22 protein-coding genes and 1 tRNA gene are annotated in these 24,199 nt (G+C 65.3%); 3 read left to right on the top strand and 20 right to left on the bottom strand.

The window, feature by feature from the left end:
- Positions 1-98: 98 nt before the first annotated feature.
- Positions 99-593, top strand: coding sequence for a GH32 C-terminal domain-containing protein (locus CZ375_RS01405; RefSeq protein ID WP_077597544.1), 495 nt, complete (start codon positions 99-101; stop codon positions 591-593).
- A gap of 9 nt (positions 594-602) precedes the next feature.
- A complete protein-coding gene (locus tag CZ375_RS01400; protein ID WP_077597543.1) occupies positions 603-1,268 on the top strand; it encodes a glycerol-3-phosphate acyltransferase in 666 nt (221 codons plus the stop codon).
- Positions 1,269-1,284: 16 nt separating this feature from the next.
- Here CZ375_RS01400 and CZ375_RS01395 read toward each other — a convergent pair whose 3' ends face one another.
- From CZ375_RS01395 to CZ375_RS01365, 7 genes are all read right to left on the bottom strand, one after another.
- Complete coding sequence (locus tag CZ375_RS01395) at positions 1,285-2,130, bottom strand: HAD hydrolase family protein (RefSeq protein ID WP_159438330.1); 846 nt, start codon at positions 2,128-2,130, stop codon at positions 1,285-1,287.
- On the bottom strand, positions 2,127-2,963 hold the full coding sequence (locus tag CZ375_RS01390) for an HAD family hydrolase (RefSeq protein WP_077597541.1): 837 nt from the start codon (positions 2,961-2,963) through the stop codon (positions 2,127-2,129). Before CZ375_RS01390 ends, CZ375_RS01395 begins: the two co-directional genes overlap by 4 nt.
- Before the next feature lie 37 nt (positions 2,964-3,000).
- Positions 3,001-3,546: a hypothetical protein gene (locus CZ375_RS01385; RefSeq protein WP_077597540.1), complete on the bottom strand. Its 546-nt coding sequence runs from the start codon at positions 3,544-3,546 to the stop codon at positions 3,001-3,003.
- 271 nt (positions 3,547-3,817) lie between these two features.
- Positions 3,818-5,125 (bottom strand): peptidase T, encoded by a 1,308-nt coding sequence (gene pepT / locus CZ375_RS01380; RefSeq protein WP_077597539.1) that lies wholly within the window; start codon positions 5,123-5,125, stop codon positions 3,818-3,820.
- Between the two features lie 179 nt (positions 5,126-5,304).
- Positions 5,305-6,378, bottom strand: a complete 1,074-nt coding sequence (gene hcp / locus CZ375_RS01375) for a hydroxylamine reductase (RefSeq protein WP_077597538.1) — start codon at positions 6,376-6,378, stop codon at positions 5,305-5,307.
- 111 nt (positions 6,379-6,489) lie between these two features.
- Entirely contained in the window at positions 6,490-10,950 is a 4,461-nt protein-coding gene (locus tag CZ375_RS01370) for a 2-hydroxyacyl-CoA dehydratase (protein WP_077597537.1), read from the bottom strand.
- Complete coding sequence (locus CZ375_RS01365; protein WP_077597536.1) at positions 10,943-11,653, bottom strand: TetR/AcrR family transcriptional regulator; 711 nt, start codon at positions 11,651-11,653, stop codon at positions 10,943-10,945. Before CZ375_RS01365 ends, CZ375_RS01370 begins: the two co-directional genes overlap by 8 nt.
- A gap of 421 nt (positions 11,654-12,074) precedes the next feature.
- Here CZ375_RS01365 and CZ375_RS01360 point away from each other — a divergent pair, with 421 nt between their 5' ends.
- Complete coding sequence (locus tag CZ375_RS01360; RefSeq protein ID WP_077598711.1) at positions 12,075-12,908, top strand: transporter substrate-binding domain-containing protein; 834 nt, start codon at positions 12,075-12,077, stop codon at positions 12,906-12,908.
- 7 nt (positions 12,909-12,915) lie between these two features.
- Here the strand turns inward: CZ375_RS01360 and CZ375_RS01355 are convergent, their stop codons facing one another.
- From CZ375_RS01355 to CZ375_RS01295, 13 genes are all read right to left on the bottom strand, one after another.
- Positions 12,916-13,623: a DUF554 domain-containing protein gene (locus CZ375_RS01355; RefSeq protein WP_234966928.1), complete on the bottom strand. Its 708-nt coding sequence runs from the start codon at positions 13,621-13,623 to the stop codon at positions 12,916-12,918.
- Between the two features lie 387 nt (positions 13,624-14,010).
- Positions 14,011-14,086: transfer RNA gene (locus CZ375_RS01350), tRNA-Thr, on the bottom strand.
- Between the two features lie 121 nt (positions 14,087-14,207).
- The gene (locus CZ375_RS01345; RefSeq protein ID WP_077597534.1) at positions 14,208-14,600 is read right to left on the bottom strand and encodes a hypothetical protein; all 393 of its coding nucleotides are present in this window, start codon (positions 14,598-14,600) and stop codon (positions 14,208-14,210) included.
- Between the two features lie 40 nt (positions 14,601-14,640).
- Positions 14,641-15,831 (bottom strand): purine-nucleoside phosphorylase, encoded by a 1,191-nt coding sequence (locus CZ375_RS01340; RefSeq protein WP_077597533.1) that lies wholly within the window; start codon positions 15,829-15,831, stop codon positions 14,641-14,643.
- A gap of 76 nt (positions 15,832-15,907) precedes the next feature.
- Positions 15,908-16,774 carry a hypothetical protein gene (locus CZ375_RS01335; RefSeq protein ID WP_077597532.1) on the bottom strand — a complete coding sequence of 289 codons (867 nt, stop codon included), beginning with the start codon at positions 16,772-16,774 and terminating at the stop codon, positions 15,908-15,910.
- Between the two features lie 153 nt (positions 16,775-16,927).
- Positions 16,928-17,506, bottom strand: a complete 579-nt coding sequence (locus CZ375_RS01330) for a hypothetical protein (RefSeq protein WP_234966788.1) — start codon at positions 17,504-17,506, stop codon at positions 16,928-16,930.
- 13 nt (positions 17,507-17,519) lie between these two features.
- Entirely contained in the window at positions 17,520-18,296 is a 777-nt protein-coding gene (locus CZ375_RS01325; RefSeq protein WP_077597531.1) for an NYN domain-containing protein, read from the bottom strand.
- 80 nt (positions 18,297-18,376) lie between these two features.
- Complete coding sequence (locus CZ375_RS01320) at positions 18,377-19,348, bottom strand: NAD(P)-dependent oxidoreductase (protein ID WP_077597530.1); 972 nt, start codon at positions 19,346-19,348, stop codon at positions 18,377-18,379.
- Between the two features lie 16 nt (positions 19,349-19,364).
- Positions 19,365-20,387 (bottom strand): DegV family protein, encoded by a 1,023-nt coding sequence (locus tag CZ375_RS01315; RefSeq protein WP_077597529.1) that lies wholly within the window; start codon positions 20,385-20,387, stop codon positions 19,365-19,367.
- 11 nt (positions 20,388-20,398) lie between these two features.
- Positions 20,399-20,986, bottom strand: a complete 588-nt coding sequence (gene hpf / locus CZ375_RS01310) for a ribosome hibernation-promoting factor, HPF/YfiA family (protein WP_200799671.1) — start codon at positions 20,984-20,986, stop codon at positions 20,399-20,401.
- Positions 20,987-21,107: 121 nt separating this feature from the next.
- Complete coding sequence (locus CZ375_RS01305) at positions 21,108-22,070, bottom strand: substrate-binding periplasmic protein (protein ID WP_077597528.1); 963 nt, start codon at positions 22,068-22,070, stop codon at positions 21,108-21,110.
- Positions 22,071-22,389: 319 nt separating this feature from the next.
- Positions 22,390-23,127: a ComF family protein gene (locus tag CZ375_RS01300; protein ID WP_077597527.1), complete on the bottom strand. Its 738-nt coding sequence runs from the start codon at positions 23,125-23,127 to the stop codon at positions 22,390-22,392.
- 56 nt (positions 23,128-23,183) lie between these two features.
- On the bottom strand, positions 23,184-24,197 hold the full coding sequence (locus CZ375_RS01295; protein WP_077598708.1) for a TatD family hydrolase: 1,014 nt from the start codon (positions 24,195-24,197) through the stop codon (positions 23,184-23,186).
- Positions 24,198-24,199: the final 2 nt, after the last annotated feature.

The raw sequence follows: 24,199 nt of genomic DNA, 5'->3' as shown, positions 1-24,199 counted from the left end.
CTTCTCCACATCTCGACCCAACGAGCCCCGACAGAACTATGCTGTCTATGCTGTCTATGCTGTAAGAGCAAGCCAGCAACCGGCAAGAGAGGAGCACCATGGCCCCGTTCCAGCCACCACAGCTTGACCCCAACTGGAGGGAGGACATGCCCTCTCTCCGCCACCCGCCGCAGTCCGTGGAGCCTCTTCGCCAGAAGGCGCTGCCTCTCCCCCTGAGCTCGTCCGTCCACGTAGACGGCCTTCTTGCCGAGATCGTCCTCGAGCGCATAGAGGACGTAGACGCTCACCTCTGGCTCAACAACGTGCTGGACGTTTTCGTTGACCATGGCCTTTTTGGGCTCCGCTTCGCCCAGACCAACCGCGGCAAGAACTGCGCCCAGGGCAGAACCAGCCGACACCTGCGCATAGCCCAGCTGCGCAACCTCCGCCTCATCGTGGACGGCTCCGCGGTGGAGCTCCACGCGAACGACGACGAGCTGGCCCTCTCCACGCTTTGGTTCCCTGCCGAGGACGAGCTGCTCATCCGCAACGAGATGCACGCGGCACACGCGGTGGTATATCCTCTTGGGACCTTGCGCCCACCCCATAACTAGGAGAAACGCATGCCCAACCAGCTCCTCGCCATGATCGTATCGCTGATGCTTGGCTATGCCTGCGGCAACTTCCTCACCGCAGACATTGTGTCCCGCGCCATCACGGGCAAGACCGTCTTCGATCTGGGCGTGGGCAATCCCGGCATGGCAAACGTAGGCCACGAGCTGGGACACAAGGCCGCGCTCGTCGTGCTTGCCGGCGACATCCTCAAGACCGTCCTGGCCTGGCTCCTCGCACGCATGCTCTTTCCTGGGCACGCCGAGCTGGTGGGACTTTGTGCCGGGCTGGGAGCGACTCTTGGCCACAACCATCCCTTCTGGCACCACTTCAAGGGTGGGAAGGGCGTGGCAACCAGTGCCGCCGCAGTGTCCCTGACAGCTCCTCTGGCAGCTGCGGCTGCCGCACTGGCGGGCATCGTGGGAACGGTTGCCACCAACTACCTCTGCTACGGTGCCGTGGTTGCCGCCTTCGCCTACTGGGCGCTCATCGCCTTTGCTCGCAGCGTCTTCTCGGCGGAGTCCCTGGTGGCTCTGGCGTTCGCCCTGCTCATGGTGCGCGCGCACTGGTCATCCATCCAGGCCGCACGGGCGGGAACGCAGCGATACGCCACGCTGGCGCTCAAGGTTCGCAAGCGCCTTGGCCTGCCGCTGCCCACGGACCGGAACCGCCACTAAGCAACCAGGCGCGCGCCTACCCCTGCAGGAACGCCGCCGTTCGGCCCTCGCGCGCGGCGGCCGCAAGCTCGTCCAGCGCATCTGCCACGCCGTCGGCCGTCACGGGACCAATGTGGAAGCGCGCGGCCTCGGCCGCGGCCGGCGTCGCGTTGGCCACCGCCACGGAGTTGGGCGTGCGCGCCATGATCTGCAGGTCATTCTCGGCGTCTCCGAAGAACACCGCCTCCTCGGGCGTCAGGCCCAGCTTCCCCAGGAGGATGTCGAAGGCGCTTGCCTTGCTCACGCCGGCAGGGATGACGTCGAACCAGTTGGGCACCGGCGAGACCACGTCAAACTCGGGAGACACGCTGCGAGAGATGCGACGCACGTCATCCAGGGTGAAGGCAGACTCGGTGCAGGCGATGGTCGCCGCGATCAGGTCCATGTCCGGGACCTCGTTCACGATGATGCCGTTGAACTTGAAGCGCTGCTCGAACACGGCCATCTCGTTGGTGTTGGCCCCGATGACGTACGCGGGGTTGTCCAGCGAGGTCTTTGCGGGATACGCAATCACGAAGCAGCCCGGCAGCGGGCGGAAGGCCTCGGCAAGGCGCTGCAGCGCGAGGTTCTCCACGTATCTGACCCACACCAGCTCGCCATCCACCAGCACCTTCTTGCCATTGGAGAGGATGCCCGTGGCAAAGCAGCTGCGGTCTCCCTTGAAGAAGCGCATGAGCTCCTGCTCGTCTCTGCCCGTGGCAGGCCCAAACTGCACCCCAGCGGCACGGGCGTTGCGCATGGCCTCGAAGACCCTGTCTGACGCATATGGCTGCCCGAAAGGCACCAGCGTGTTGTCAATGTCCGAAAGCGCAAGGCGAATCAAAGCGAACCTCCCATGAAGCGGGGCATGGAGCCACATCGTGCGGCCTGGGCGATGTCGAGGAGGGCGTCCGCCACGCTGTCCTCGCCGGAAGGGCCGATGTGCCAACGGGCGGCCTCGGCCAACGCAGGTATGGCGTTGGCAACGGCAACCGAGTTGGGGTAGGCACCCACCAGGCTGAGGTCGTTCTCGGAATCGCCGAAGACGGCGACCTCCTCCGGGGATACGCCCAGCTCCTGGCGAAGCACCTCGGCACCGCTCTGCTTGCCCCAGCCCAGGGGCAGCACGTCTATGAGGGGAACCCTCTGGCTGGGATAGACGAAGTCAAGCTCGGGGCAGGCCTCCTCGAGCGCCGCCTTGACCCTCTCGCAGAAGGCCCTGTCTCCCCCGCAGCGGACGTTTGCCTTGAGCAGTGGAACCTGGGGAAGCTCGGAGACGACCTCCGTGATGGACTGCAGGCGGCCCTCCCGCACGAACCCCTCGCCCACGCCAACGCCCCAGGAGGACCCCCCGTGGGTGACAATGACGCAGGTGCCCGGAAAGCTTGCCGCCACCCCCACCGCACGGGCCAGGCTCGCCCGGTCAAGCTCCACCGCGCGCACGCGCCTTCCGTCCAGGGTCACCACCTGACCGTTGTTGCAGACGCTCGTGGAGCAGGCCCACTCGGAACCTGGAAAGATCCAGGCCAGGTCCTCGGGCCTGCGCCCCGTTGCCGGGGCAAAGTGCACCCCCGCCTCCTGGCAGGAGCGTATCGCCCGAAGGGCGCGGTCGCTCACGTTGGGGCGGCCGTAGGCCATAAGCGTGTCATCGAGGTCAGAAAGGACGAGCTTGATCATGCGCCATCCCTTTGTGGTCGGCGGTTGACGGGCTCATTCAGTATAGGTCTGGGTTCTCCAGCACGTCGAAGCGATTGACGCGCATGAGGATCTGCTCCACGTCCAAGGTTCCCCAGAGGGTGATGGGCCTGTCGTCGCCATGGCGCCAGACGCGCACGCTCTGGTAGCCCACCAGCGAGTTGGGACGGCTCCACTCCATGCGCTCGATGTCCTTGTAGAGGACCTCGCGCCTCCTGCCCAGAAAGGGCGTCACATGCATGCGGTCGCCGAAGGTGACCACCTGGTAGTGGCGCAGGGCCAACAGTATGACAAGGCTCACGCCCAGGAATGCGGCAAAGAACGAGAGGAGCACCGGAGGGCTTGCCTCGAATACGCCCACGTCGCAGAGCCACGCCAGGACCAGGCCCAGGATGCCCATGAACGCCATCGTCATGACCAAGGTGCGCAGCAGGATGCCCGAGACCACGTAGGTGTCGTGGTTTCTATGATGACGCTCCGATAGATCGCTGTTGGCGATCCACTCGAGCACCACCGCAAGCAGGGGGACGCCAGCCGTAACGCATACGAGGATCTCAGTGCTCACAGGGCATCCGCCCCTTCGCACGTGGACGAGAGGACCGTTTCAACGCCACCCACGAACACCTTCCACAAAGCCCAGAATCTTTTACCTTGGATAACAGCTTATCAAGAGAGCCGGTCTCGCAAAGCCTGCCATGGGTGCGCGGGCGCAGTTCCCCCGCGCGCGGCAGAGCCTCCCCACGAGGGGCCCATTTTCAACCGCGAACGGCTGGAGCCCGCGGCGCGTGCGGGCTCCAGGGGCATGGCGTCAGGGTTGGCGACAGGCAGCTTGGACGCTAGGCATCCTGCCTTGCGGCAAACTTGGCAACAAGGCGCTCCAGCAGGTCAACGGTGATCTCCATGGAGGGGATGGGGATGAACTCGCGCACGGAGTGGGCATAGTAGCCACCCGTGGCGATGTTGGGGCAGGGCAGGCCGCGGAAGGTCAGCTGGCTGCCGTCGGTGCCGCCGCGCACGGCCACGCAGGAGGCGTCGATGCCCACCTCACGATTGGCCTCGAGGGCGTTGTCGATGAGGAAGTCCAGGCCCGCGAAGTGCTCGGCCATGTTGCGGTACTCGCTGTGGACGTCAACGGTCACGGTGCCCTCGCCGTAGCGCCCGTTGAGGTACGCGGCAGCCGCGCGCAGGGTCCTTTCTCGCCCGTCCAGGACCTGGGAGTCGAAGTCGCGCAGGATGTAGCTCATGCGCAGCTCGAGCGCCGTGCCCTCGATGCTGATGGGATGGTAGAAGCCCTCCCTCCCCTCGGTGTGCTCTGGCCTCTCGGCGGCAGGCAGCATCTGCTGGAGCTCGGAGGCAACCGTGATGGCGTTGACCATGACGTTCTTGGCGCTGCCGGGATGGACCATGACGCCACGCACCGTGACGTCTGCGTGGGAGGCCGAGAAGGTCTCGTAGTTGAACTCGCCGAGGGCCTCGCCGTCCACGGTGTAGCACCACGCCGCGCCGAACTCCTCGAGGTCCAGCAGCTCCGCCCCATGTCCGATCTCCTCGTCGGGCACGAAGGCGATCTTGAGGGTGGGGTGCGCGAGCAGGGGGTCTGCCTGAAGGCGCGCGAGCAGGGAGCAGATCTCTGCCACGCCGGCCTTGTCGTCCGCCGAGAGGAGCGTGCGGCCGTCACTGCAGATGATGTCCTGGCCCACGAACCTCTCGAGGTCCGGAACCTGCTCGGGCGAGGTGGAGACCAGCTGTCCGTCCACCTCGCCGGCAACGAGGTCGCCGCCCTCGTAGTGCACGACGTGCGGGCGGATGCCCGAGGCCGGGGAGTCCATGGCCGTGTCGATGTGGGCGCAGAGGCCCAGGGCGGGCAGGTCCTCGGCGCCTGCGGAGGCGGGCAGCGTGGCCGTGACGTAGGCGTGCTCGTCCACGCGGACGTCCTGGAGGCCCAGGGCGGTCAGCTCCTCTCCCAGGTAGCGCGCCATGACGTGCTGCCCGGGCGTGGAGGGCGTCTGCCCTTCGTTGGCGGCACACGACTGCGAGTCCACCTGCACGAAGCGGAAGAAGCGCTCCGCCACGTCGGGGAGGCCGGCAGGGGCGGTGATGGCGCTGGTGTCCTGGGGGATGTAGCTCTCGTCAGGCTGGGGCATAAGGTCTCCTGGTTTCTCTTGGGGGCTGGGGCGTGATGGAATATGTAGCCATTCTACTGGTGTCACCCCCGTCGCATGACGGTAAGACCGCCACCAGGTGACGGTCTTACAAGGGTTTTCCAACCAAGCGGGCAAATTTGGGACGTCCGGCCGCCACCAGGTGACGGTCTTGCGGCGGCCTAGGCCAGCAGCTCCGCCAGGTCTGCCTCCGGCGTGGTGATGGGCGCCAGGCCATAGTTGTCCACCAGGACCTTAAGGACGTTGGAGCTGATGAACGCAGGCAGCGTGGGGCCCAGCTTGATGTTCTTGATGCCCAGATGGAGCAGGGTGAGCAGAACGCAGACGGCCTTCTGCTCGTACCAGGAGAGAACAAAGGAGAGAGGAAGCTCGTTCACACCGCAGCCAAAGGCGTCCGCCAGGGCAAGGGCGATCTGGATGGCGCTGTAGGCGTCGTTGCACTGGCCCACGTCCATGATTCGAGGGAGCCCTGCCACAGTGCCCAGGTCAAGGTCGTTGAAGCGATACTTGCCGCAGGCCAGGGTGAGGACAACGGAGTCCGCGGGCGTCTGCCTCACGAAATCGGTGTAGTAGTTGCGACCAGGGCGTGCGCCGTCGCAGCCGCCCACCAGGAAGAAGTGGCTGATCTTGCCGGCCTTCACCGCGTCCACCACGGCCCCGGCGCGGGCGAGCACGCTCGCGCGGGCAAAGCCGCAGGTCACGCTGGTGCCACCGTTGATGCCGGTGAGGTGCTGGTCCTCATCGTAGCCTCCCAGCTCGAGGGCCTTTGCGATGACTGCCGAGAAGTCCTTCTCCCCCTGGGCGCCGGCGTCCACATGGATCATCTCGGGAAAGGAGACGAGCTCCGTGGTGAAGATTCGGTCGGCATAGCTGGGCTTGGGAGGCATCAGGCAGTTGGTGGTGAAGAGCACGGGGGCGGGCAGGCCGTCGAACTCCCTGCGCTGGTTCTGCCAGGCGGTGCCAAAGTTGCCCTTGAGCTGCGGGTACTTCTTGAGCTGAGGGTACGCGTGGGCGGGAAGCATCTCTCCGTGGGTGTAGACGCTCACGCCCGTGCCCTTGGTCTGCTCCAGGAGCTGCTCAAGATCGCGCAGGTCGTGGCCGGTGACCACGATGAAGGGGCCCTTCTCCACGGTAAGGCTCACCTCGGTGGGCTCGGGGTCTCCGTAGGCGGTGGTGTTCGCCTCGTCCAGCATGCCCATGACGGTGAGGTTGACCCCTCCGACCTTCAAGACCATGGGCCGGATTTGGCCACGGACCGTGTCAGCTGGTGACAGGGTCCGTGGCCCGAGGCGGGACGGGACTCTCGGCGTCTCGTTAGACCGCCACCGAGTGACGGAATCCGCGGGCTAAGAGGGACGCACAGCCCCAGCCTCCCGGAAATTCTCCTTGGCCACGGAGATCATGAGCTTGATGCGGTTGAGCTGGTTGACCTCGGAGGCGCCGGGGTCGTAGTCCACGGCCACGATGTTGCTCTGGGGATGCATCTGGCGCAGCCTCTTGATGACCGACTTGCCCACCACGTGGTTGGGAAGGCAGGCAAAGGGCGAGGCGCACACGATGTTGGGCGTGCCGTGCTCGATGAGGTCCACCATCTCTGCGGTGAGCAGCCAGCCCTCGCCCATGGTGTTGCAGAGCGAGAGGATCTGCTTGGCCTTGCCGGCGAGCTCGAAGATGTCCTCGTAGGGCTGGAAGCGCTCAGACCTGGCCAGCATCTTGTTGAGCGGCTTGCGGATGCCGTCCACCAGTTTGATGCCCGCGTTGTGCGTGAGGCGGCTGGTTGCCTTGGTGCCCAGCTCGTCGTGGGTGTTGATGGCGTTGGACATGCCAAAGAGGAAGAAGTCCACGAGCCCCGGGACGTCGGCCTCGCAGCCCTCGCCCTCGATCACGTCCACCACCTGGTTGTTGGCCGTGGGATGGAACTTGACCAGAATCTCTCCCACCACGCCCACGCGCGGCCTGGAGCGGTCGCCCACCAGGGGCAGGGCGTCAAAGCGGTCGATGGTGTCCTGGCAGAGGCGATAGAAGCTCCTGCGGTCCGTGCGCGGCAGCAGGGTCTTGGCGCGGCTCATAAAGGCGTCGAAGAGGCGGTTGGCCGAGCCCCTCTCGGCCTCGTAGGGGCGCACGCGGTAGAGCAGCTGCATAAGAAGGTCACCGTACACCAGCACGTAGACCGCGCGCACGAGGAGCGCGGGCCTGAAGATGTTGAAGCCGGGGGAGGACTCCCCCAGCCCGCTGGCGGCCGTGAGCGAGATGACGGGCACCTCCTCGTGACCGGAGTCCTTGAGAGCCTTGCGGATGAGGGCGATGTAGTTCGTGGCGCGGCAGCCCCCTCCCGTCTGCGTGATGAGCACGGCGGTGCGCGAGAGGTCGTACTTTCCGGAGAGGACCGCCTCCATGATCTGGCCCGTCACCAGGATGGAGGGATAGCAGATGTCGTTGTTAACGTACTTGAGGCCCATGTCCACGGCGCCGTGGTCCACGGAGGGCAGCAGCACCACGTTGTATCCGGCAGACTTGAGCAGCTCCTCCGCCAGCTCGAAGTGGATGGGGGCCATCTGCGGGATCAGGATGGTGTAACCCTCCTCCTGCATCTGCTTGCTGTAGTTGTGCTTCTCGAAGGCGGCACTCGCCGCCTCGCGCCAGACGGCGGGCCTCTCGCCTGGGGCGGTGCCTCGCTCCAGCTCCGCCCTCTGCTCCGCAAGGGCCGCCATGAGGGAGCGCACGCGGATGCGTGCGGCGCCCAGGTTGGAGACCTCGTCGATCTTGAGAACGGTGTAGATCTTTCCCGAGGCCTCCAGGATCTCCTGCACCTGGTCCGTGGTGAGCGCGTCGAGTCCGCAGCCGAAGCTGTTCAGCTGGATGAGGTCGAGGTCGTTTCGGCTGGCCACGAAGCGCGCGGCGCGGTAGAGGCGGCTGTGGTACATCCACTGGTCAACCACGCGGATGGGCCTCTCGGGCAGCATCTTGTGCGCGACGGAGTCCTCGGTGAGCACGGCAAGGCCAAAGGAGTGGAGAAGCTCGGGGATGGCGTGGTTTATCTCGGGGTCGTTGTGGTAGGGACGGCCGGCCAGCACGATACCGTGAGCATCGTGCTCCTCGATCCACCGGAGCGCCTCGTCCCCGGCTCGCTGCATCTCCCGCTTGAAGGCGAGGTCCTCCTCCCAGGCGGCGTTCACGGCCTCGTCGATCTCCTGGCGCGTGATGGCCTCACCCCTGACCCGGCCGTGCCCCTGCTCTGCGTCCTCTGCGCGCCGCACGGCCACAAGTTCGTACAGGCGCCGCTTGAGCTCCCTCTTGTTGTCGTACGGGATGAACGGAGCGAGGTACTCGACACGATCTGCCGCAAGCTCGTCCACGTTGAGCTCAAGGGCCTGCGGATAGCTCATCACAATGGGGCAGTTGTAGTGGTTGGTGGCCGAGCTGTCCTCCGCGCGCTCCCAGCGGATGCAGGGCATCCAGATGAAGTCGGGGTCCTTGGCCAGCAGGTTCATGACGTGGCCGTGACTGAGCTTGGCTGGATAGCACACGGACTCGGACGGCATGGACTCGATGCCCGCCTCGTAGGTCCTCTTGGTGGTCTGGTCGCTGAGGACGACCGAGAAGCCCAGCCTGGTGAAGAAGGCATGCCAGAAGGGGTAGTTCTCGTACATGTTGAGCGCGCGCGGGATGCCCACCGTGCCGCGGGGAGCCTCCTCGGGAGCAAGGCCCTCGCGCTCGAAGAGCAGGCGGTTCTTGAGCTCGAAGAGGTTGGGGGCCTGGCTGCGCTCCTTCTTGGACTTGCCCGCTCCCCTTTCGCAGCGGTTGCCCGTGACGAAGCGGCGGCCCTCGCCGAAGTCGTTGATGGTGAGCAGGCAGTTGTTGGAGCAGCGCCCGCAATGCGCGTTGGTGTGCCTCACCTGCAGGGTATCGATCGAGATGCGGTCCAGGACGCCGGAGACGCCCTCTGCGCCCGCACGGTCGCGCGCGAGAAGGGCCGCGCCATAGGCACCCATGACGCCAGCGATGTCAGGGCGAATCACCTGCCTTCCCGTGAGCAGCTCGAAGGCGCGCAGGGTGGCGTCGCTCATGAAGGTGCCGCCCTGCACCACCACGTACTCGCCTATCTCGTCGTAGTCACGCAGCTTGATGACCTTGAACAGAGCATTCTTGATCACGGAGTACGAGAGGCCCGCGGCGACGTCTCCTATGGTGGCACCCTCCTTCTGGGCCTGCTTGACGCGGGAGTTCATGAAGACGGTGCAGCGGCTGCCAAGGTCGATGGGAAGGCGGCCTCCCACCGCCGCGCGGGCGAACTCCTGCACGCTCATACCCATGGAGTCCGCGAAGTTGGCGACGAAGGAGCCACAGCCCGCAGAGCAGGCCTCGTTGAGCATGATGTGCTCGATGACACCATCCTTGACCTGGAGGCACTTCATGTCCTGGCCGCCTATGTCCAAGATGAACTCCACCTTGGGCACGAAGGCCTTGGCGCCACGCAGGTGCGCCACGGTCTCGATCTCGCCCGAGTCCGCACGCAGGGCCTGGATGAGGATCCCCTCCCCGTAGCCCGTGGTGGTCACATGCCCGATGGTGCAGCCGGCAGGCAGGTGGTCGTAGATGTCGTCCATGATCTTTCGGGCGCAGCCCAGCACGTCGCCGTCGTTGTTGTCATACCAGGTGTAGAGCAGCTGGCCGTCCTCGCCCACCACGGCCGCCTTCATGGTGGTGGAACCAGCGTCTATGCCGATGAACACACGACCCTGGTAGTCGGCGAGCTGGCCCTTGGGAACAACCTGCCTGTCATGGCGGGCCTTGAACTCCTCGTAGTCCTCCTGGGTGGCAAAGAGCGGGTCGAGACGGGCAACCTCGCTGCCCTGGACGTCCCTGAGGTTCTCCAGCGCCGAGACCACCTGCTGGAAGCTGACGAGCCTCTCGGACTCGCCGGCAAGCGCAGCTCCCGTCGCAACGAAGAGGTGGGCGTTCGGGGGGACCAGGCGGTGACCCTCGTCCAGCTTGAGGGCCTCGTAGAAGCGCTTGCGCAGCTCCGAGAGGTACTGCAGGGGACCTCCCAGGAAGGCCACGTAACCGCGGATGGGGTGGCCGCAGGCAAGGCCGCTGATGGTCTGGTTTGCCACGGCCTGGAAGATAGACGCGGCAACGTCCGCGGGGGCGGCGCCCTCATTGAGCAGCGGCTGGACATCCGACTTCGCGAAGACGCCGCAGCGGCTGGCGATGGGGTAGATGTGGGTCGCATCCTTGGCCATCTCGTTCAGGCCGCTGGCATCCGTCTTCATGAGAGAGGCCATCTGGTCTATGAAGGCTCCCGTTCCGCCGGCGCAGGTGCCGTTCATGCGCTGCTCGATGCCGTTGTCGAAGTAGATGATCTTGGCGTCCTCGCCGCCCAGCTCTATGGCGCAGTCGGTCTGGGGGATGAGGGTCTCTACCGCGCGCTTCGAGGCGATGACCTCCTGCACGAACTCGAGGTCGAGCCAGCGCGCCAGAAGCATGCCACCCGAGCCTGTGATGGACACGCGCATCTCAGGATTGCCGATGACCGCGGCCGCGCGGAGGAAGAGCGCCTTGGCGGTGGCGCGGACGTCGGTGTGGTGACGCTCGTAGTTGGCATAGACCAGCTGGCCGGACCCATCGATGACGGCAAGCTTCACGGTCGTGGACCCCACGTCTATGCCCAGGCGCAGCGTGGCGCCGTCAAGGCTCAGGGGCGTGATGGGGCTCAGCTCGGCCCCGCGCTGCACCAGCCTGACGCGCGGGGCGGGGGTCGTGGCGCCTGCGGCGCCCGAAACGCTCGGCTCGATTGGGTTAGTCATGCTTCTCTCCCTTGATGCGAATCAGCTCGAGCGCCGCGTCGGGGATCTTGAAGTCTATGGTCCGGCCATAGAGGTCTCCTGGGCGCACGAACATGAGGGCCGTCATGACGCGGGCCATCGTGCCCACGGGCTCCTTCATTCCGCCGGTCAGCCAGCGCACGAGGACTCCCGTCTCCGCGCTGATGGCGTAGGTCAGGTAGTAGTCGAAGATGGGGCCCAGCACCTCCAGGTCAAGGCCCTCGGCGGCACGGGGGGTGACAACGTCGCGCACCATGCGCATGATCTTCTCGGCGAAGGCAGGGTCTCCCCCCTCGCCCAGAAGCGCGCCCAGGTGGCTGCCCCGTGTCTTGAAGTAGTTCAGGAGCTCCTCCACGCCGGGGCAGGCGTCGAAGCGGCTGATCGCCGACTCGAGCTCCGTCAGGTGCACGGCCGAGATGGCGGCCACGTAGCCGCTCAGCTCCACGATGCAATCCCGCTCTATCCGATCGACCAGGTCAGGGATGTCCCTATAGTGCGAATAGAAGGTCCGGCGCGTCACGCCGGCACGGTCCGTGACGGCGGTCACGGTGACCTGCGAGAGGTCCCCGGCCGCGACGATCTCTGCGGCCAGGGCGCGCCTGAGGCTGGCCCGCGTGCGGACGCTGCGGCGGTCGAGGCTGCGCTGGGCGGGTTGGGGCGATTCCATCTGCAGCAATTCGCTCATAAAGCGAGACTCCCCCTCTTGGGACGGCGACACAAAGCCGGCTCCGAGTTGTATGCTCTAATTTATTACTCAGTATGTGCAGTATTACACAAGGCGAGTACGAACGTAAGCCCAACAGCAGTCGAGAGACCCTGGAAACAGGATTGCGCCACATCTCGCAGCCCCAAGGCGGCCCCCTCGCATGGCCCGCCGATGTAGACCAATGCGCGTCTTTCCCGCGCGACGCCACGCAAGCGACGCGTTGGCCCACCTGGACCACACACACTCGTAAGCGATTCGAATTTTTTTTCATCAATATCACTAAATTGTTACCAAAATAAGGTTTCATACCTATGGTGGTGAATATGATGGATACTGCCGCGAAAGCTCTGCAGATCGAGGCAGTCCAGCGCAACGCACAGCCAATTAGATGGAGGCAAGCATGAGCAGCTATCCCACACGTCGCAACTTCCTGGCGCTTTGCGGAGCGGGACTCGCTGGGGCCGCATTGGCGGGTTGTGGCAAGTCAGAGTCGCCGGGCACGTCCGCAACCACCACCGAGGCAGGCTATGCCTTGGTGGCCCCCGGCAAGCTCACGATGATCTCGAACTTCTACTTCCCGCCGTTCGTGTCCATGAACTCCACGACGGGGGACTTCGAGGGCTTTGACGTTGACCTCTACAAGGCGGTCTGCGAGAAGATCGGCCTTGAGCCCAACATCCTGCCAACTGTTCAGTTTGACACCATCGTCCCCACCATCAAGCAGGGCGGCAAGGCAGACGTGTCAATCGGCGCGGTCACCATCACGGACGAGCGCCTCAAGGAGATAGACTTCAGCGACCCCTACCTGGACTCCAACCAGGCAATCGTCGTTCGCACCGACAGCCAGTCCAGCACGGTTGAAGCCTTGAACGTTTCTGGCATGCAGATTGCCGTGCAGTCCGGGACCACGGGCGAGGCATGGACGCGCGAGAACCTGCCCAACGCGACCGCGGTGCCTCTCGACGACATCATACAGTGCCTGACCGGCGTGCAGACGGGCCTGTACGCCGCAAGCGTCTGCGACCTTCCCGTTGCAAGCTACGAGATCAGCATCGCCTACTCCGACCTCATGATTCCCGAGGGTGGCAAGATTCCCACAGGCGAGCAGTACGGCATTGTGGTCAGCAAGGGCAACCCCAAGCTGACGCAGGCGATCAATGAGGCCCTGGCCGAGATCGACTCCGATGGCACCAAGGACTCCCTCGAGAAGAAGTGGTTTGGCTCGGTCATCTAGGGCAAGGTCAGAGCAGGCCGAGAAGAGACAGCAGCGGCACCAGCGCGATGGGCATGAAGGCGGCGGGAAGCATGTTCGCCACCTTCATGTCCGTCAGCTTGAGGAGGTTCGTGCCGACCGCGAGCAGCAGCAGGGACCCCGTCACGGCAACCTCGCTGATGATCGCGCCCGTCAGCACGCTCCCCAGAACAGCGGAAAGGAGGGAGAGCGCGCCCTCGTAGACGATAAGGCTCAGGGCGCAGAAGGGAACGCCGACGCCCACGGTCGCCGCAAAGGGGACGCAGACCACGAGGTCAATGAGACCCTTTGCGATGAGCGTGGAGTGGTCCAACTGGATGCCGCTCGAGAGCGAGCCCACGATGGCCATGGCACCCGTGCAGGTGAAGAGCGTCGCGGTCACAAACCCCTCGGAAAAGCTTCCCAGGCGTCCGCTGCCCGAAAACGCCGCATCAATCCTGGCCTGGGCCCAGCTTCCCAGGTGACGGACCTTTTCGTCAAGATTCACGAGATAGCCCACCAGACAGCCCAGCGCCATGGACAGGGTGACCACGACCACGCTGCCCCCGGCGACCATCCCCTGGATGCCCACCAGCACCACGCAGAGGCCCTGCCCCTTGAGCAGGAAGTCTCCCAGGTCATCGGAGACCTTGCTCTTGAAGACCAGGCCAATGACCCCACCGACAAAGGCCTCGAGCCCGTTGATGAGCGCTCCCATCAGAACCACGTGCCACCACTTCCCCCTACCAGACCGGCTTGGCCTGGATTCATTGCGTTGTCCGTGCGAGACGAGTCACCCGCTAGACGAGAATAGCGCCTTGGGGGCATGAGGCGGGCATGAACGCGGTGGCGATGGCCAAAAGCGAGGGGCCAGGGGCCTCAGAGGCGAGAGGGCGGGAGACCGCCGAAGAGGCAGGGATCGAGCGAGTAGCGAGCGCCCCAGAGGTTGCCGAAAAAGGCTTCCGCTGGGGCGCTTTTTGTTGGCTGATTTAAAAACCACGAGAAAAAACTCTCGTGACTTTTTTCAAAAAGGGGGAACAAAAGGGGAACAAAAGGGGAACAAAACGAAAAAGGCCAGGGGACAAGCCCCTGACCTGCGTAAACATGGAGCCAGCTGTCGGACTCGAACCGATGACCCCCGCTTTACGAGAGCGGTGCTCTACCAACTGAGCTAAGCTGGCGCTCCAACGCCGCGCGAATGCGGCAGATAGATACTATACGGAATCCCCAGCCCTTTTCAAGCGACAATACCGGCTTTACGCAGCAGGGGCACAACGCCCGCCCAGCGCGGCTCCCCCCAACCTAGAACAGCCCCCAGAAGCTGGAATCCCTATGCGCCTCGGCCAGCTGGCCATCGGTCAGCGTGATGTCCCACCAGCCACGGGGGACGCCAACGCCCTCCTTGCCAAACCAGAACGTGACGCCCACGTTCACCCTGCCGTTGCCATCCACGAAGACGCTGGGCCTTACGCGCCAGGACTGCTCGTCCTCACCTCTCAGCATGGCAACGATCCTCTCTCGTCCGAAGATGGAGGGGGTGAAGTCGCCACTGCTGCGCGCCAGGGTGCTCACGAACTGGTTGGCAATACCGTCGGTCATGTGCAGCACGTCATCGAAGCTGTAGACCTCGCCCGTCCTCAGGTTGACGTTCACCGTGCGCACGTTCTCGAACTCGCCAAAGATCGAGCCATACATCTGGTGGTCATTGAAACAGACGCTCAGACGAAGCCCATGCCTACAGCAGGTGCAGGATCCCCCTGACCAGCTTCTCGAAGTCCTCCGCGTGCCTTTCGGCCTCGGCGAGAATCGACTCGTGCGAGGTCTGGGAGGCCCCCGCCTCGTTGGCGGCAAGGGTCAGTCCCAGCACGTTCATCTCAAGGGCGTGGGCCATGATGACCTCGAGCACCGTTGACATGCCCACATACGAGACGCCCAGGGAGCGCAGGGCACATACCTCTGCGGGGGTCTCGAAGCAGGGGCCCAGGGTTCCGGCATAGACGCCCTCCTCCACGCTGATGCCCAGGTCGTCCGCAACGCCTCGGGCAAGGGTGCGCAGGTAGGGCGTGTAGGCGTCGCGCATGCCCACGAAGGGGGTCTCCACATCGCGCCTTCCGTCCCACTCCGAGAGCGGATTGGTGCCCGTCAGGTTTATCTGGTCGGTCAGGATTCCCAGGCCCACGTGGGAGTTCCCGGGAATGGCGGCGGTGGCGCAGGCAAAGATGATGTCACGGCAGCCAAGGTGGTGGGCATGGCGCACCAAGGAGGTGACCTCGGCCGCACCGTATCCCTGATAGAGATGGATGCGCCCTGGGTAGACCACCACGGGCACCTCGTCTATGGTGCCGACGGTCGCCTCGAAGTCATGTCCCTTCACCGGCTGGGCCTCTGGGGGGAAGCCCTCGATGTCGTGGTAGTCAATGCGACGCACCGGCTTCACCAGGGAGCGGAGATGGCCCAGGCCAGACCCCAGCACGATGGCAACGGGATGCTCCACGGACGGCGTGCAGTCTTTCACCGTATCCTCGTTCACCACGCAGATCCCCTCCTCTTTGAGGAGACGGGCAAAGATGCCGTCCCCCTCCGTCAGCCTACCTGTGTGACTTCCATCGTAGATTACCCCCGCCCCGCAGGAGGGGCTCTTCGCCTTGAGGACCGCGAGCGGCGCCCCTGACGCGACGGCCAGCCCAAGCGAGCTCCTCGCGCCGCGCTCGAAGGCCTCGGTGACGTCCCTGCCGTCCGCCGTGAGCACTCGAGCGCCCAGGATCTCTGCGCAAGGACGAGGCGTCGGGAGGCCCGCCGCACGCTCTGGGCACACGCCCACGACATCAGCCTTCTCGCAGAGGCGCAGCAGCTCGGCATGGGGCTTGGAGCCACCGTCGTAACGGCAGCAAACACCCCTCAGGCACTCGCTCACGACGACGCGCATCTCTCCCCCTTACGAAAGGGCGGGCGAAACCGCAGGGGTTCCGCCCGCCGAAAACGCAGTCATTGACCAGAGGGGCCTACGCCATCAGGGTTGAGATGCTGACACTCGCGTTGCAGAGCAGGTCGTTCACGTAGTTGGACCACTGGGCGCTCAGCTCGCCCTTAGCCGTGGTGTACTTCTGGTACGCGACATAGTAGGCCGCCTTCGCGGCCTCGTAGGTTGCGGAGTCATTGGAGACGGTGTAGTTTGCCAGGGCCGTCGCGTAGGGGCTGTCGGCTGAGACCCAGCCGTTCTTGTCGCTGTCCCACTCGTCTCCGGCAAGGCCGATGACGTACTTGGCATACTCCGCGGTGGCCGTGGCCTCCTCACCCCCGGCAGGTGCCGTGGGGGCCGTCGGGGAGGCGGGCAGCTGGGCCGTGACGACCTGCTCGCGCAGCTTGCCCATGATGGCGGACTGCCTGAGGAGCTCCTTCACCGTGTCGGCGTCCATGCCGTGGCTCGAGGCGATCGTTGCGTAGTCGTCGGAGCCCAGCGTCTGCTTGGCGTACGCGGACACGTCGTCGTCGGTGACCTTGATGCCCTTGGCCTCTGCGTCCATGAGCAGGATCTTGGTGCGGGCGACGGCAAGCACGCCATCCGCCTTGGGCAGCTTGTAGCTGCCATCCTCCGCCTTGGCGGAATTAAGGGAGGAGGTGGCGGTGATGACGTCGCGGGCGCTGACGCTGGTGGTCTGGCCCTTGTAGGTGAAGCTGCCCACCGCATGGTCCAGCTCCCCCTCGGAGATCGTGGTTTTCCCTGCGATGCCGCCGACAACGCCCGAGGCGCCACCCAGAAGGAAGTGGCCGCAGAGCACGCCCACGACAAGGCAGGCAATCGCGATGCCCACCCAGATGGGAGTAGAGAGACCCTTCTTGTCGTCCAGATCCTGAGCAAGCTCAGACATGCCATACCTCCTCGGCGCCCCCAGGGCGCATTGCATTACAAGTCAACACATACTAAACCATGCCCCAAGGGGCATCAGGACGCAGGGCAAGCCCACGTGCCCGTACACAAGTCTGCCCACCTCCTGAAAGACGGTGTGGGGAGGGGGCGGCGGCTAGCGTTTCGCGGCGTCAGCGATCTCGGTCGAGAAGGCCTTGATGTAGCTGCGGCCGTTCTCGGCATCGAAGCTCACGCGCGCGGCCAAGGCCTCCGCGCTCGCCTCCGAGATGTTCCCCCTGGCAAAGTCGAGCAGGCAGACCAGCATGTCGTGATACTCGGGGTCCCCGTGGTAGCACTGGACCGCCTCGTCCAGCAGCGGCCAGACCTCGTCCGAGCGCTTGGGGTCGCCCATGCCGTAGCTGGTGAGGAACCTGAAGGCGGAGAGGCGCACCGTGGCGGAGCCCTCGTCGAAGAGGGACGACTCCGCCCCCTCGTATGCCTCGGCAAGCCTGCCCGCGTCCACCTTTGCCATCTCCGACAAGGCCGAGAGGACCTCCCAGCGCGTCTGCGCCTCGGGTCGGTCAAGGGCATCCATCAGGTCGTCCACATAGGCAAAGAGCTGCTTGGGGCTGGTCTTGGCAATGGACTCGATCATGTGGGAGGCATCTTGGCGCCCCCTGCGATTCCCGCCGCAGAGCTGCCCCATGATCTGGGCGAGAGCCACTTCCTCCCTGGGCCTGCTGAGTTCTTCCACGTTCGTTTCCTCCCTACTCGCAGAAGCCGTCCACCATGACGGTGCCGCTGCGCGTGTCCTGACTGATCTCAATGAACCCCAGCTTGGCAGCCTCGCGCAGGAGGTTGCTGAAGGAGCGGTAGCCATAGCTGCGCTCGGAGAACTGGGGACGCTTGCGCTTCATGGTGTCCTTGAGGCGAGAGGCTATCATGGCGCTGTCGTTCTCGCCCTGAAGGGCGTCGATGGTCTCGAAGAGCAGCTGGTAGCACTCGTGCTTCTCCTTGGGGACACGCGAGGTGAAGTCGGGCACGCGTCCGTTGCTCGCAAGGTCCTCGTAGAAGAGGAACTCGTCACAGACCTCGGCGAGCAGGGTGCTCGTGGACTCCTTCATTCCCACGCCGATGACCGTCTTGCCAAACTCCTTGAGCTTGGAGACGAGTGGCGAGAAGTCCGAGTCGCCGGAGAGGATGGCAAAGGTGTCGATGTGCTCCTTGGTGAGGCACATCTCCACGGCGTCCACCGCGAGGCGGATGTCCGCTGAGTTCTTGCCCGTGAAGGCGCGGTCGGGAATCTCGATGAGCTCTATGCCCAGCTCGTGCAGGGGCGTGATGGCGTCGTCGAAGCGCTGCCAGTCGCAGTAGGCACGCTTGGCGGCGATGCGTCCCTTGTCCACCAGGCGCTCGAGTATGCGCTTCACGTCGGGCCTGGGGCCTGCCTCCTGGTGGCCGTTGCGCTTGCGCTTGCCCGTGCCCAGGGCAAGGTTCTCGTAGTCAATGAGGACTGCCAGCGAGCTTTGGCTGGTTTCGTTCATGTTGCCTCTCGTTTCCTTCTTTGCAGAGGGCAGGCGCCCCCGCACGGAGGCGAGAGGGGCCCTCGTCCTAACGGTCTCTTCTAGTGGTCGTGATGGTGGTGGTGCTCGTGCTCGCCCTCGCCCGAGGCATCGAGCAGGGACCAGTCAAGGCCCGCGGCGCTGGCGGCCGCCTCGTCCGCGTAAAGCAGCGAGATGGCCTGGGTGCCAAGACGGGCGCCGCCGATCTGGCAGAGCACGTCGTAGAGGTTGAATGCCGTCTCTGCGCCAGGAAGCGCAAGGTCCATGTCCTCCGCCTGCGTCAGTGCAAGGGCAAGGTCCTTGCGCAGGTGCTCGGCCAGGAATCCGGGACGATAGTCTCCCGCTACGGACTTGGGGGCAAGCTGGGTGAGGGCGGCCGACGAGCCCATGCCCGACGAGATGATGTCCAGCAGCTGGGACTGGTCCAGGCCGGACTGCTCGCCCAGGGCCAGGGCGTCAGCGTACCCCAGCATGCAGGAGGCAAGCGAGAGCTGGTTGCAGAGCTTCGCCGTCTGCCCCAGGCCGGCAGCCCCCAGGCAGAAGATCTTGTCGGCAAAGCAGGAGATGAGCTCGCGCAGGCCACCCTCGAGGTCGGCCTCGCCGGCGCCGGCCATTGCCGTGAGCGTGCCCGCCCTGGCGCCGGGCTCGCCACCCGTGACGGGGCAGTCGAAGGCGTGCCTGCCCATGACCTCTGCGGCGCCGTGGATGTCACGGGCAAGCTGTGCGGAGCCCGTGCTGAGGTCGATCAGCCAGGCGCCCTTCCTGGAGCAGCTTATCAGCCCGCCGCCCGCAAGGTACAGCTCCTCGACCTCGGCGGGGAAGCCCGGCATGGTGAAGACCACGTCCGCCTCTGCCACGGCCTCGGCAGCGCTTTGCGCCCAGCGCGCACCCGCGTCCACGAGGGGCTGCGCCTTGCTGCGCGTGCGGTTGTGCACCGTCAGCTCATAGCCTGCGTCCAGGATGTGACGGGCGATGGGGGCGCCCATGATGCCCGTCCCGACAAAGGCGACCTTGCGAATCTTTGCGTGCGACATGTGCTTGAAGACCTTTCTAGGCGCTGGGCCCACGCAACCTGCGCGCTATCTTATCCGTGAGCGAGAGCCTCTCCCTGCGATCGGTGCCCCAGAATACCAGGGCAACCATTCCGGGGCCAACATGGCAGCCCAGGATCGGAGAGACCTGGCTGCGAATGATGGTCACGCCCGCGCAGCCCTTCTCGCGACGCAGCTCCTTCTCGAGCCAGTCCGCGTCCTTCTCGGCATCCGTGGAGACTATCGCCAGGGGCAGCGTGGTGTCGTGCGCGTAGTTCTCGCGGAAGTCCTGCAGCATGGCGCGCAGGGCCTTCTTGCGGCCCCGACACATGCCCCTCAGCGTGAGTGCGCCGTTGAGGTCGTAGGAGAGCTCTGGCTTGATGTCCAGCTTCCCACCAACGTTCGCCGCTGCCGGGGGGATGCGCCCACCAGCAGCCAGGGCGTCGAAGCTGTCCAGGGTGAAGTAGCCGTGCACGAAATAGCGGGCATCGCAGGCCCACTCGAAGAGCTCCTTTGCCGTGAAGCCGTTCTGGGACTGGCGCACCACCTCTATGGCAAGGAGCTCGCCGGCGGCGGAGTCGCAGCGGTTGTCCATGACGTAGAGCTCGAAGTCCGGGTACTTCTCTCGAACCATCTCCGCAGCCTGCTCCGCCGAGTAGATCGACGAGGAGAGGCCCGCGGTGAGGCCCATGTAGATGGTGGGCGTCCCCTCCCGGGCCGCGCGCTCGAAGACCTCGAAGTAGCGTCCGGGCGTGATGGCGCAGGTCGTGTAGTGGACTTCGGGATGCCTGCGCATGCCCTCGTAGAACTCGTGCGGGTCGCTCGTCTCCCAGAGGTCATCCACCTTCTCGCCCTCAGGGGTGATGTAGGTGAACGGGATGACCTCCACGCCGAGACGCCTCGCCACCTCGGGGGCATAGTCTGCCGTGGAGTCGACGATGATTCTCACGGGGCTCTTCTGGCGATAGCCCTCCCCCAGGCTTGGACTGGGGGAGGGCTGCTGGGCTGCAGTCTTTGGGGTGTCTCTGTCAGGCCTGGGCATTGGATCTCCTGCTACGCCTCATCGTCTTCGGTCTCGATCCTGGGTTTGATGATGCCGTAGCCACCGTTCTGGCGGTGGTAGATGACGTTCATGAGCCCCGTGGAGGAGTTCTCGAAGACGAAGAAGTCGTGGCCCAGGAGGTCCGTCTGGACCAGGGCCTCCTCCTCGCTCATGGGCCTGATGTCAATGACCTTCTCGCGCACCAGCTGGTCGTCTTCCTCGCTGGGCTCGATGAGGTCCGCAAGCTCGGCCGTGCTAACCTCCCCGCGGATGCTCTGGCCGGCGCGCTGCCTGCGGTCTATCACGCGCGTCTTGTACTTGCGCAGCTGGCGGGAGGCCTTCTCGGCAGCCTCGGCGATCACGGCGTACATGTCCTGGCCAGACGCCTCGACACGAACCACGCTGTCACGAACGAACACCGTGACCTCGCACATCTTGCGCTCGGGGTTGGAGTGGTTCTTGTCCACCCTGAGCACGACGTCGCAACTCATGGGCTGGATATCAAAGACCTTGAGAGCTTCCCCCACCTTGTCGATCACGTGGGCGCGCATGCCCTCGGTCACGGAGACCTTACGTCCCGAGATCTTGATGTCCACCATCGCTACCTCCTCCTGTCGAATGTGGGCCGGGGCCCGTGTCCCTTTCATACCCAAAAGCACGCCTCGGCTGCCCCCCCAATCGACAGAAGGGGCCTGAACGAGCCTGGGAACAGGACATTCGCTAGAAGTTCACTGCGTTTGAGCCTGCGGCGGGCGCCCCCTCCACGAAGGTACCCTGGGCTGACGCGGGATTCTCCTGGGCGGTGAAAGAGGGGGCGGGGATGTTCTTGATCTGGCTTGAGGGGCCAAGCTGGGGAAGGCCGCCCACCCAAGCGAGGCGGATGATGTCATAGACGCCGTTCGCCTGGATGGCGGCCAGGGCGTCGCTCACCGCGGACTGAAGGGTGGCGTTCGAGGCGGAGCAGGCAAAGCCCACCGTGACGGGGATGTCCAGCGTCCCCGCAAACGACACGCCCTTGTGGCTGCGCGAGAGGAAGGCACCGGAGTAGGCGTCGCAGAGGACATAGTCTACCTGGTCTGCCGCGAGGGCGTCGAAGGCCTCGTTGAGGTCGGGGTAGCCCCGCACCTCCATGGAGAGCCCGGTGTTGCGCAGGGTGGTCTCTGACATGGAGCCCGTCTGCAGCCCAACCCTCTTGCCCGAGAGGTCCGGCACCGTCGCCTGCGCGGCCTCGCCCTTTCGGAAGAACGCCGCCGCAGACTGCGCGTAGTCACCGCTCACGGCATAGGAGGACCCCCTTGCGGAGCTCCTCACCCCCAGGACGATGTCGCAGCTTGTGCCCAGGGAGGCCGACGGATCGCTCACGCCAACGTAGGAGACCTTGAGGCCCAGCTCCTGCGCGAGGGCCGCCGCGAGGTCGACGTCCACGCCGACGACCTCATCCGCCGCGTTGCCCATGACGAGGGGTGCCGTGCTCGTGGAGCTGCTGAGCCCCACGGTGAGGGTGCCGGGACTGACGAGAGAGCTGTCGTCCACACGAGGAGAGCGCTGGGTGGCAAGCTGGGCGCGGGCGTCTTGCACGGAGGTTGGCACCAGCTGGGCCTTCACCGACCCCAGGTCGCAGCCACTCAGCGTGGCGACCATGCCCGCTGCCAGCAGAACACCCCATACAGTCCTCTTCATCATCTTCTCCCGCTTCGAAGCCAACTCCTGTCCTGCCCAGCTGACCTGGTATTTGACCCCACACTCGCGTGCCGGGGCTCTCGCTTCGGGGCTACGGCCCCCCACGATAGGCCCTCTCGCCCGCGAGGCCCGATGCCTCTGCGTCAAACGGGCGGCACGACTTACTTCTAGGACGAGCCATGATCGCCGGCGCGCTCACGCCCGGCTTACGTGGATCCCTTTGACCTCGTCTGTCTTGGACTAGGGCTTGCGCCCGCAACCACAGACCTGGGCAAGACTCCCAGAGTATAGCAGCCGAAGGGTTCCACGGCCCGCCGAAGGGCTACCAGACTCGGGCAAAGGCGCAGGTATCGGGCGCGGGCGCTCCACCCTCGCAAAGGGCCCTGGCACAGGCGCCGAGACTTGCGCCCGTGGTGGCCACATCGTCTATGAGAAGCAGGCGCTTGCCCGCGACGTCCTGCGCAAGAGAGACGCGCCCCTCGAGGTTGCACGCACGTTCGTCCCTGCCCAGCGTGCGCTGGTCCGCCCCCTGCTCGCGCAGGAGGGCGTCACAGACGGGAAGGCCCGTGATCTGGGAGAGCTCGCGGGCGACCAGCTCCATGTGATCAAAGCCGCGACGGGCGAACGCCTTGGCCGTCGCGGGCACGAAGCAGATGCCGTCCAGGGACTTGAGGTCGTGACGGGGCAGGCCGTCCTCGGCAGGCCACCCGGCCGCCTCCTCGAGGGCGCAGGCGAGCGCGGCGGCGATGACGGGGGCGAGGCGCAGCTCGTGACCATCCTTGAAGATGGTCACGATCCGGGCGGCGGTGTCCCTGAAGCCCATCGCGCAGACGCAGGAGCGAGGCAGCCAGTCTCTCCTGCACTCCGTGCAGCAGAGCCAGCCATATGGGGCCCCACAGCTGGGGCAGGCCCAACGCTGGCAGATCCAGGGGAGGTCGAGGCGGCAGTCATCGCACAGGAGGGTCTCTCCCGCGCCACAGCCCACGCAGCGCGTGGGCCAGAGCAGCTCGGCTGCGTCCATTGCAAGATCGCGAAGGAGGCGGCGACAGTCAACACGCATGACAATTCCAACCGGCCGAGGTCGGTTGGGCAAGGTTGGCTTGTGGCGAGCATACCCTAGAGCGAGAAGAGCCTGCGGGCGTTCTCCCAGAAGGTGGCATAGCTGCGCTCGAGCGGGCGCTGCGTCTCTCGCCACAGATGATCCGCAAGAAGGGACGCCGTGTGGGAGACCATGGCGGGCTCGCATTGCCTTCCCCGCAGGGGAACCGGCGCCATGTAAGGGCAGTCCGTCTCCAGGAGCAGAAGGTCCTGCGGGCATTGCGCCAACGCCCCACGAATGTCGTCCGAGCGGCCGAAGGTGGCGGCGCCACCAAAGGCGATGTGGCAGCCCAGCTCCACGAAGGGCGCCATGACCTCGGGGCCCTGGGTGAAGCAGTGGAGGTCGCAGCCCCTCCCGGGCACGCCCTCCTCCTGCAGGACCCTCGCGGCGAGGTCATGGCCGGCCGTGTTGTCCTGGCCGTCTCGGATGTGCAGCTCGACGGGCAGCCCGTGTTCGTGGGCAATGCGCAGCTGCTGGCGGAAGGCCCTCTCCTGCACGTCCGAGGGAAGCTCGCTGTAGGGCCCGAAGTCCAGGCCGATCTCCCCCACGCCCACGCAGAGCGGATGGTCGAGGAGGCTGTCCAGGCACCCCATGACCTCAGGTGAGAGGAGATGGGCACCATAGGGGTGGACTCCCGCCACCAGACGCACGCCGTCGGGCAGCGAGGGTATGTCCTCTCCGAAGTCAGGGGGCACCAGCCCCTCCTCCGCGCAGGCGTCCAGCAGCTCGCGGGCCCTCTCTCGCTCCCGCTCGAGCCATGACATGAGCGCGGGCACGCTCTGCCAGCGATGGCTCAGGTCCTCCGTGGGGTCTATGGGCACCACCATCAGCCGCACGCCCGCGAGGGCCGCGCGGCACAGCGCCACGGAGGCGTCCAGGCCCTTGAAGCAGGTAAGGTGCCCATGGCTGTCGGCAAGCGGCGCAAGGGGGACGGGCGTGGCCACGGGCCTGCCCTTCTTGTCGTGGAAGAGGCTGCCATCCTCGCAGAGCCCGAGCGTCTGGAAGAGCTCTTCTCTCGTGATCCGTCGCATGA

Origin of the sequence: Olsenella urininfantis (assembly GCF_900155635.1) — a bacterium.
Taxonomy (GTDB): Bacteria; Actinomycetota; Coriobacteriia; order Coriobacteriales; family Atopobiaceae; genus Olsenella_G; species Olsenella_G urininfantis.
This window is presented reverse-complemented; position numbering and strand designations above follow the sequence as displayed.

Excerpts from the sequence above, each read along its gene's own strand:
- CZ375_RS01405 (WP_077597544.1), top strand. The coding sequence starts at position 99 with ATGGCCCCGTTCCAGCCACCACAGCTTGACCCCAACTGGAGGGAGGAC.
- hcp (WP_077597538.1), bottom strand. The coding sequence starts at position 6,378 with ATGGTCTTGAAGGTCGGAGGGGTCAACCTCACCGTCATGGGCATGCTG.
- CZ375_RS01335 (WP_077597532.1), bottom strand. The coding sequence starts at position 16,774 with ATGTCTGAGCTTGCTCAGGATCTGGACGACAAGAAGGGTCTCTCTACT.
- CZ375_RS01300 (WP_077597527.1), bottom strand. The coding sequence starts at position 23,127 with ATGCGTGTTGACTGTCGCCGCCTCCTTCGCGATCTTGCAATGGACGCA.
- CZ375_RS01390 (WP_077597541.1), bottom strand. The coding sequence starts at position 2,963 with ATGATCAAGCTCGTCCTTTCTGACCTCGATGACACGCTTATGGCCTAC.
- CZ375_RS01345 (WP_077597534.1), bottom strand. The coding sequence starts at position 14,600 with ATGTATGGCTCGATCTTTGGCGAGTTCGAGAACGTGCGCACGGTGAAC.
- hpf (WP_200799671.1), bottom strand. The coding sequence starts at position 20,986 with ATGGTGGACATCAAGATCTCGGGACGTAAGGTCTCCGTGACCGAGGGC.
- CZ375_RS01360 (WP_077598711.1), top strand. The coding sequence starts at position 12,075 with ATGAGCAGCTATCCCACACGTCGCAACTTCCTGGCGCTTTGCGGAGCG.
- CZ375_RS01295 (WP_077598708.1), bottom strand. The coding sequence starts at position 24,197 with ATGCGACGGATCACGAGAGAAGAGCTCTTCCAGACGCTCGGGCTCTGC.
- CZ375_RS01320 (WP_077597530.1), bottom strand. The coding sequence starts at position 19,348 with ATGTCGCACGCAAAGATTCGCAAGGTCGCCTTTGTCGGGACGGGCATC.
- CZ375_RS01355 (WP_234966928.1), bottom strand. The coding sequence starts at position 13,623 with ATGGGAGCGCTCATCAACGGGCTCGAGGCCTTTGTCGGTGGGGTCATT.
- CZ375_RS01315 (WP_077597529.1), bottom strand. The coding sequence starts at position 20,387 with ATGCCCAGGCCTGACAGAGACACCCCAAAGACTGCAGCCCAGCAGCCC.
- CZ375_RS01305 (WP_077597528.1), bottom strand. The coding sequence starts at position 22,070 with ATGATGAAGAGGACTGTATGGGGTGTTCTGCTGGCAGCGGGCATGGTC.
- CZ375_RS01370 (WP_077597537.1), bottom strand. The coding sequence starts at position 10,950 with ATGACTAACCCAATCGAGCCGAGCGTTTCGGGCGCCGCAGGCGCCACG.
- pepT (WP_077597539.1), bottom strand. The coding sequence starts at position 5,125 with ATGCCCCAGCCTGACGAGAGCTACATCCCCCAGGACACCAGCGCCATC.
- CZ375_RS01400 (WP_077597543.1), top strand. The coding sequence starts at position 603 with ATGCCCAACCAGCTCCTCGCCATGATCGTATCGCTGATGCTTGGCTAT.
- CZ375_RS01365 (WP_077597536.1), bottom strand. The coding sequence starts at position 11,653 with ATGAGCGAATTGCTGCAGATGGAATCGCCCCAACCCGCCCAGCGCAGC.
- CZ375_RS01325 (WP_077597531.1), bottom strand. The coding sequence starts at position 18,296 with ATGAACGAAACCAGCCAAAGCTCGCTGGCAGTCCTCATTGACTACGAG.
- CZ375_RS01340 (WP_077597533.1), bottom strand. The coding sequence starts at position 15,831 with ATGCGCGTCGTCGTGAGCGAGTGCCTGAGGGGTGTTTGCTGCCGTTAC.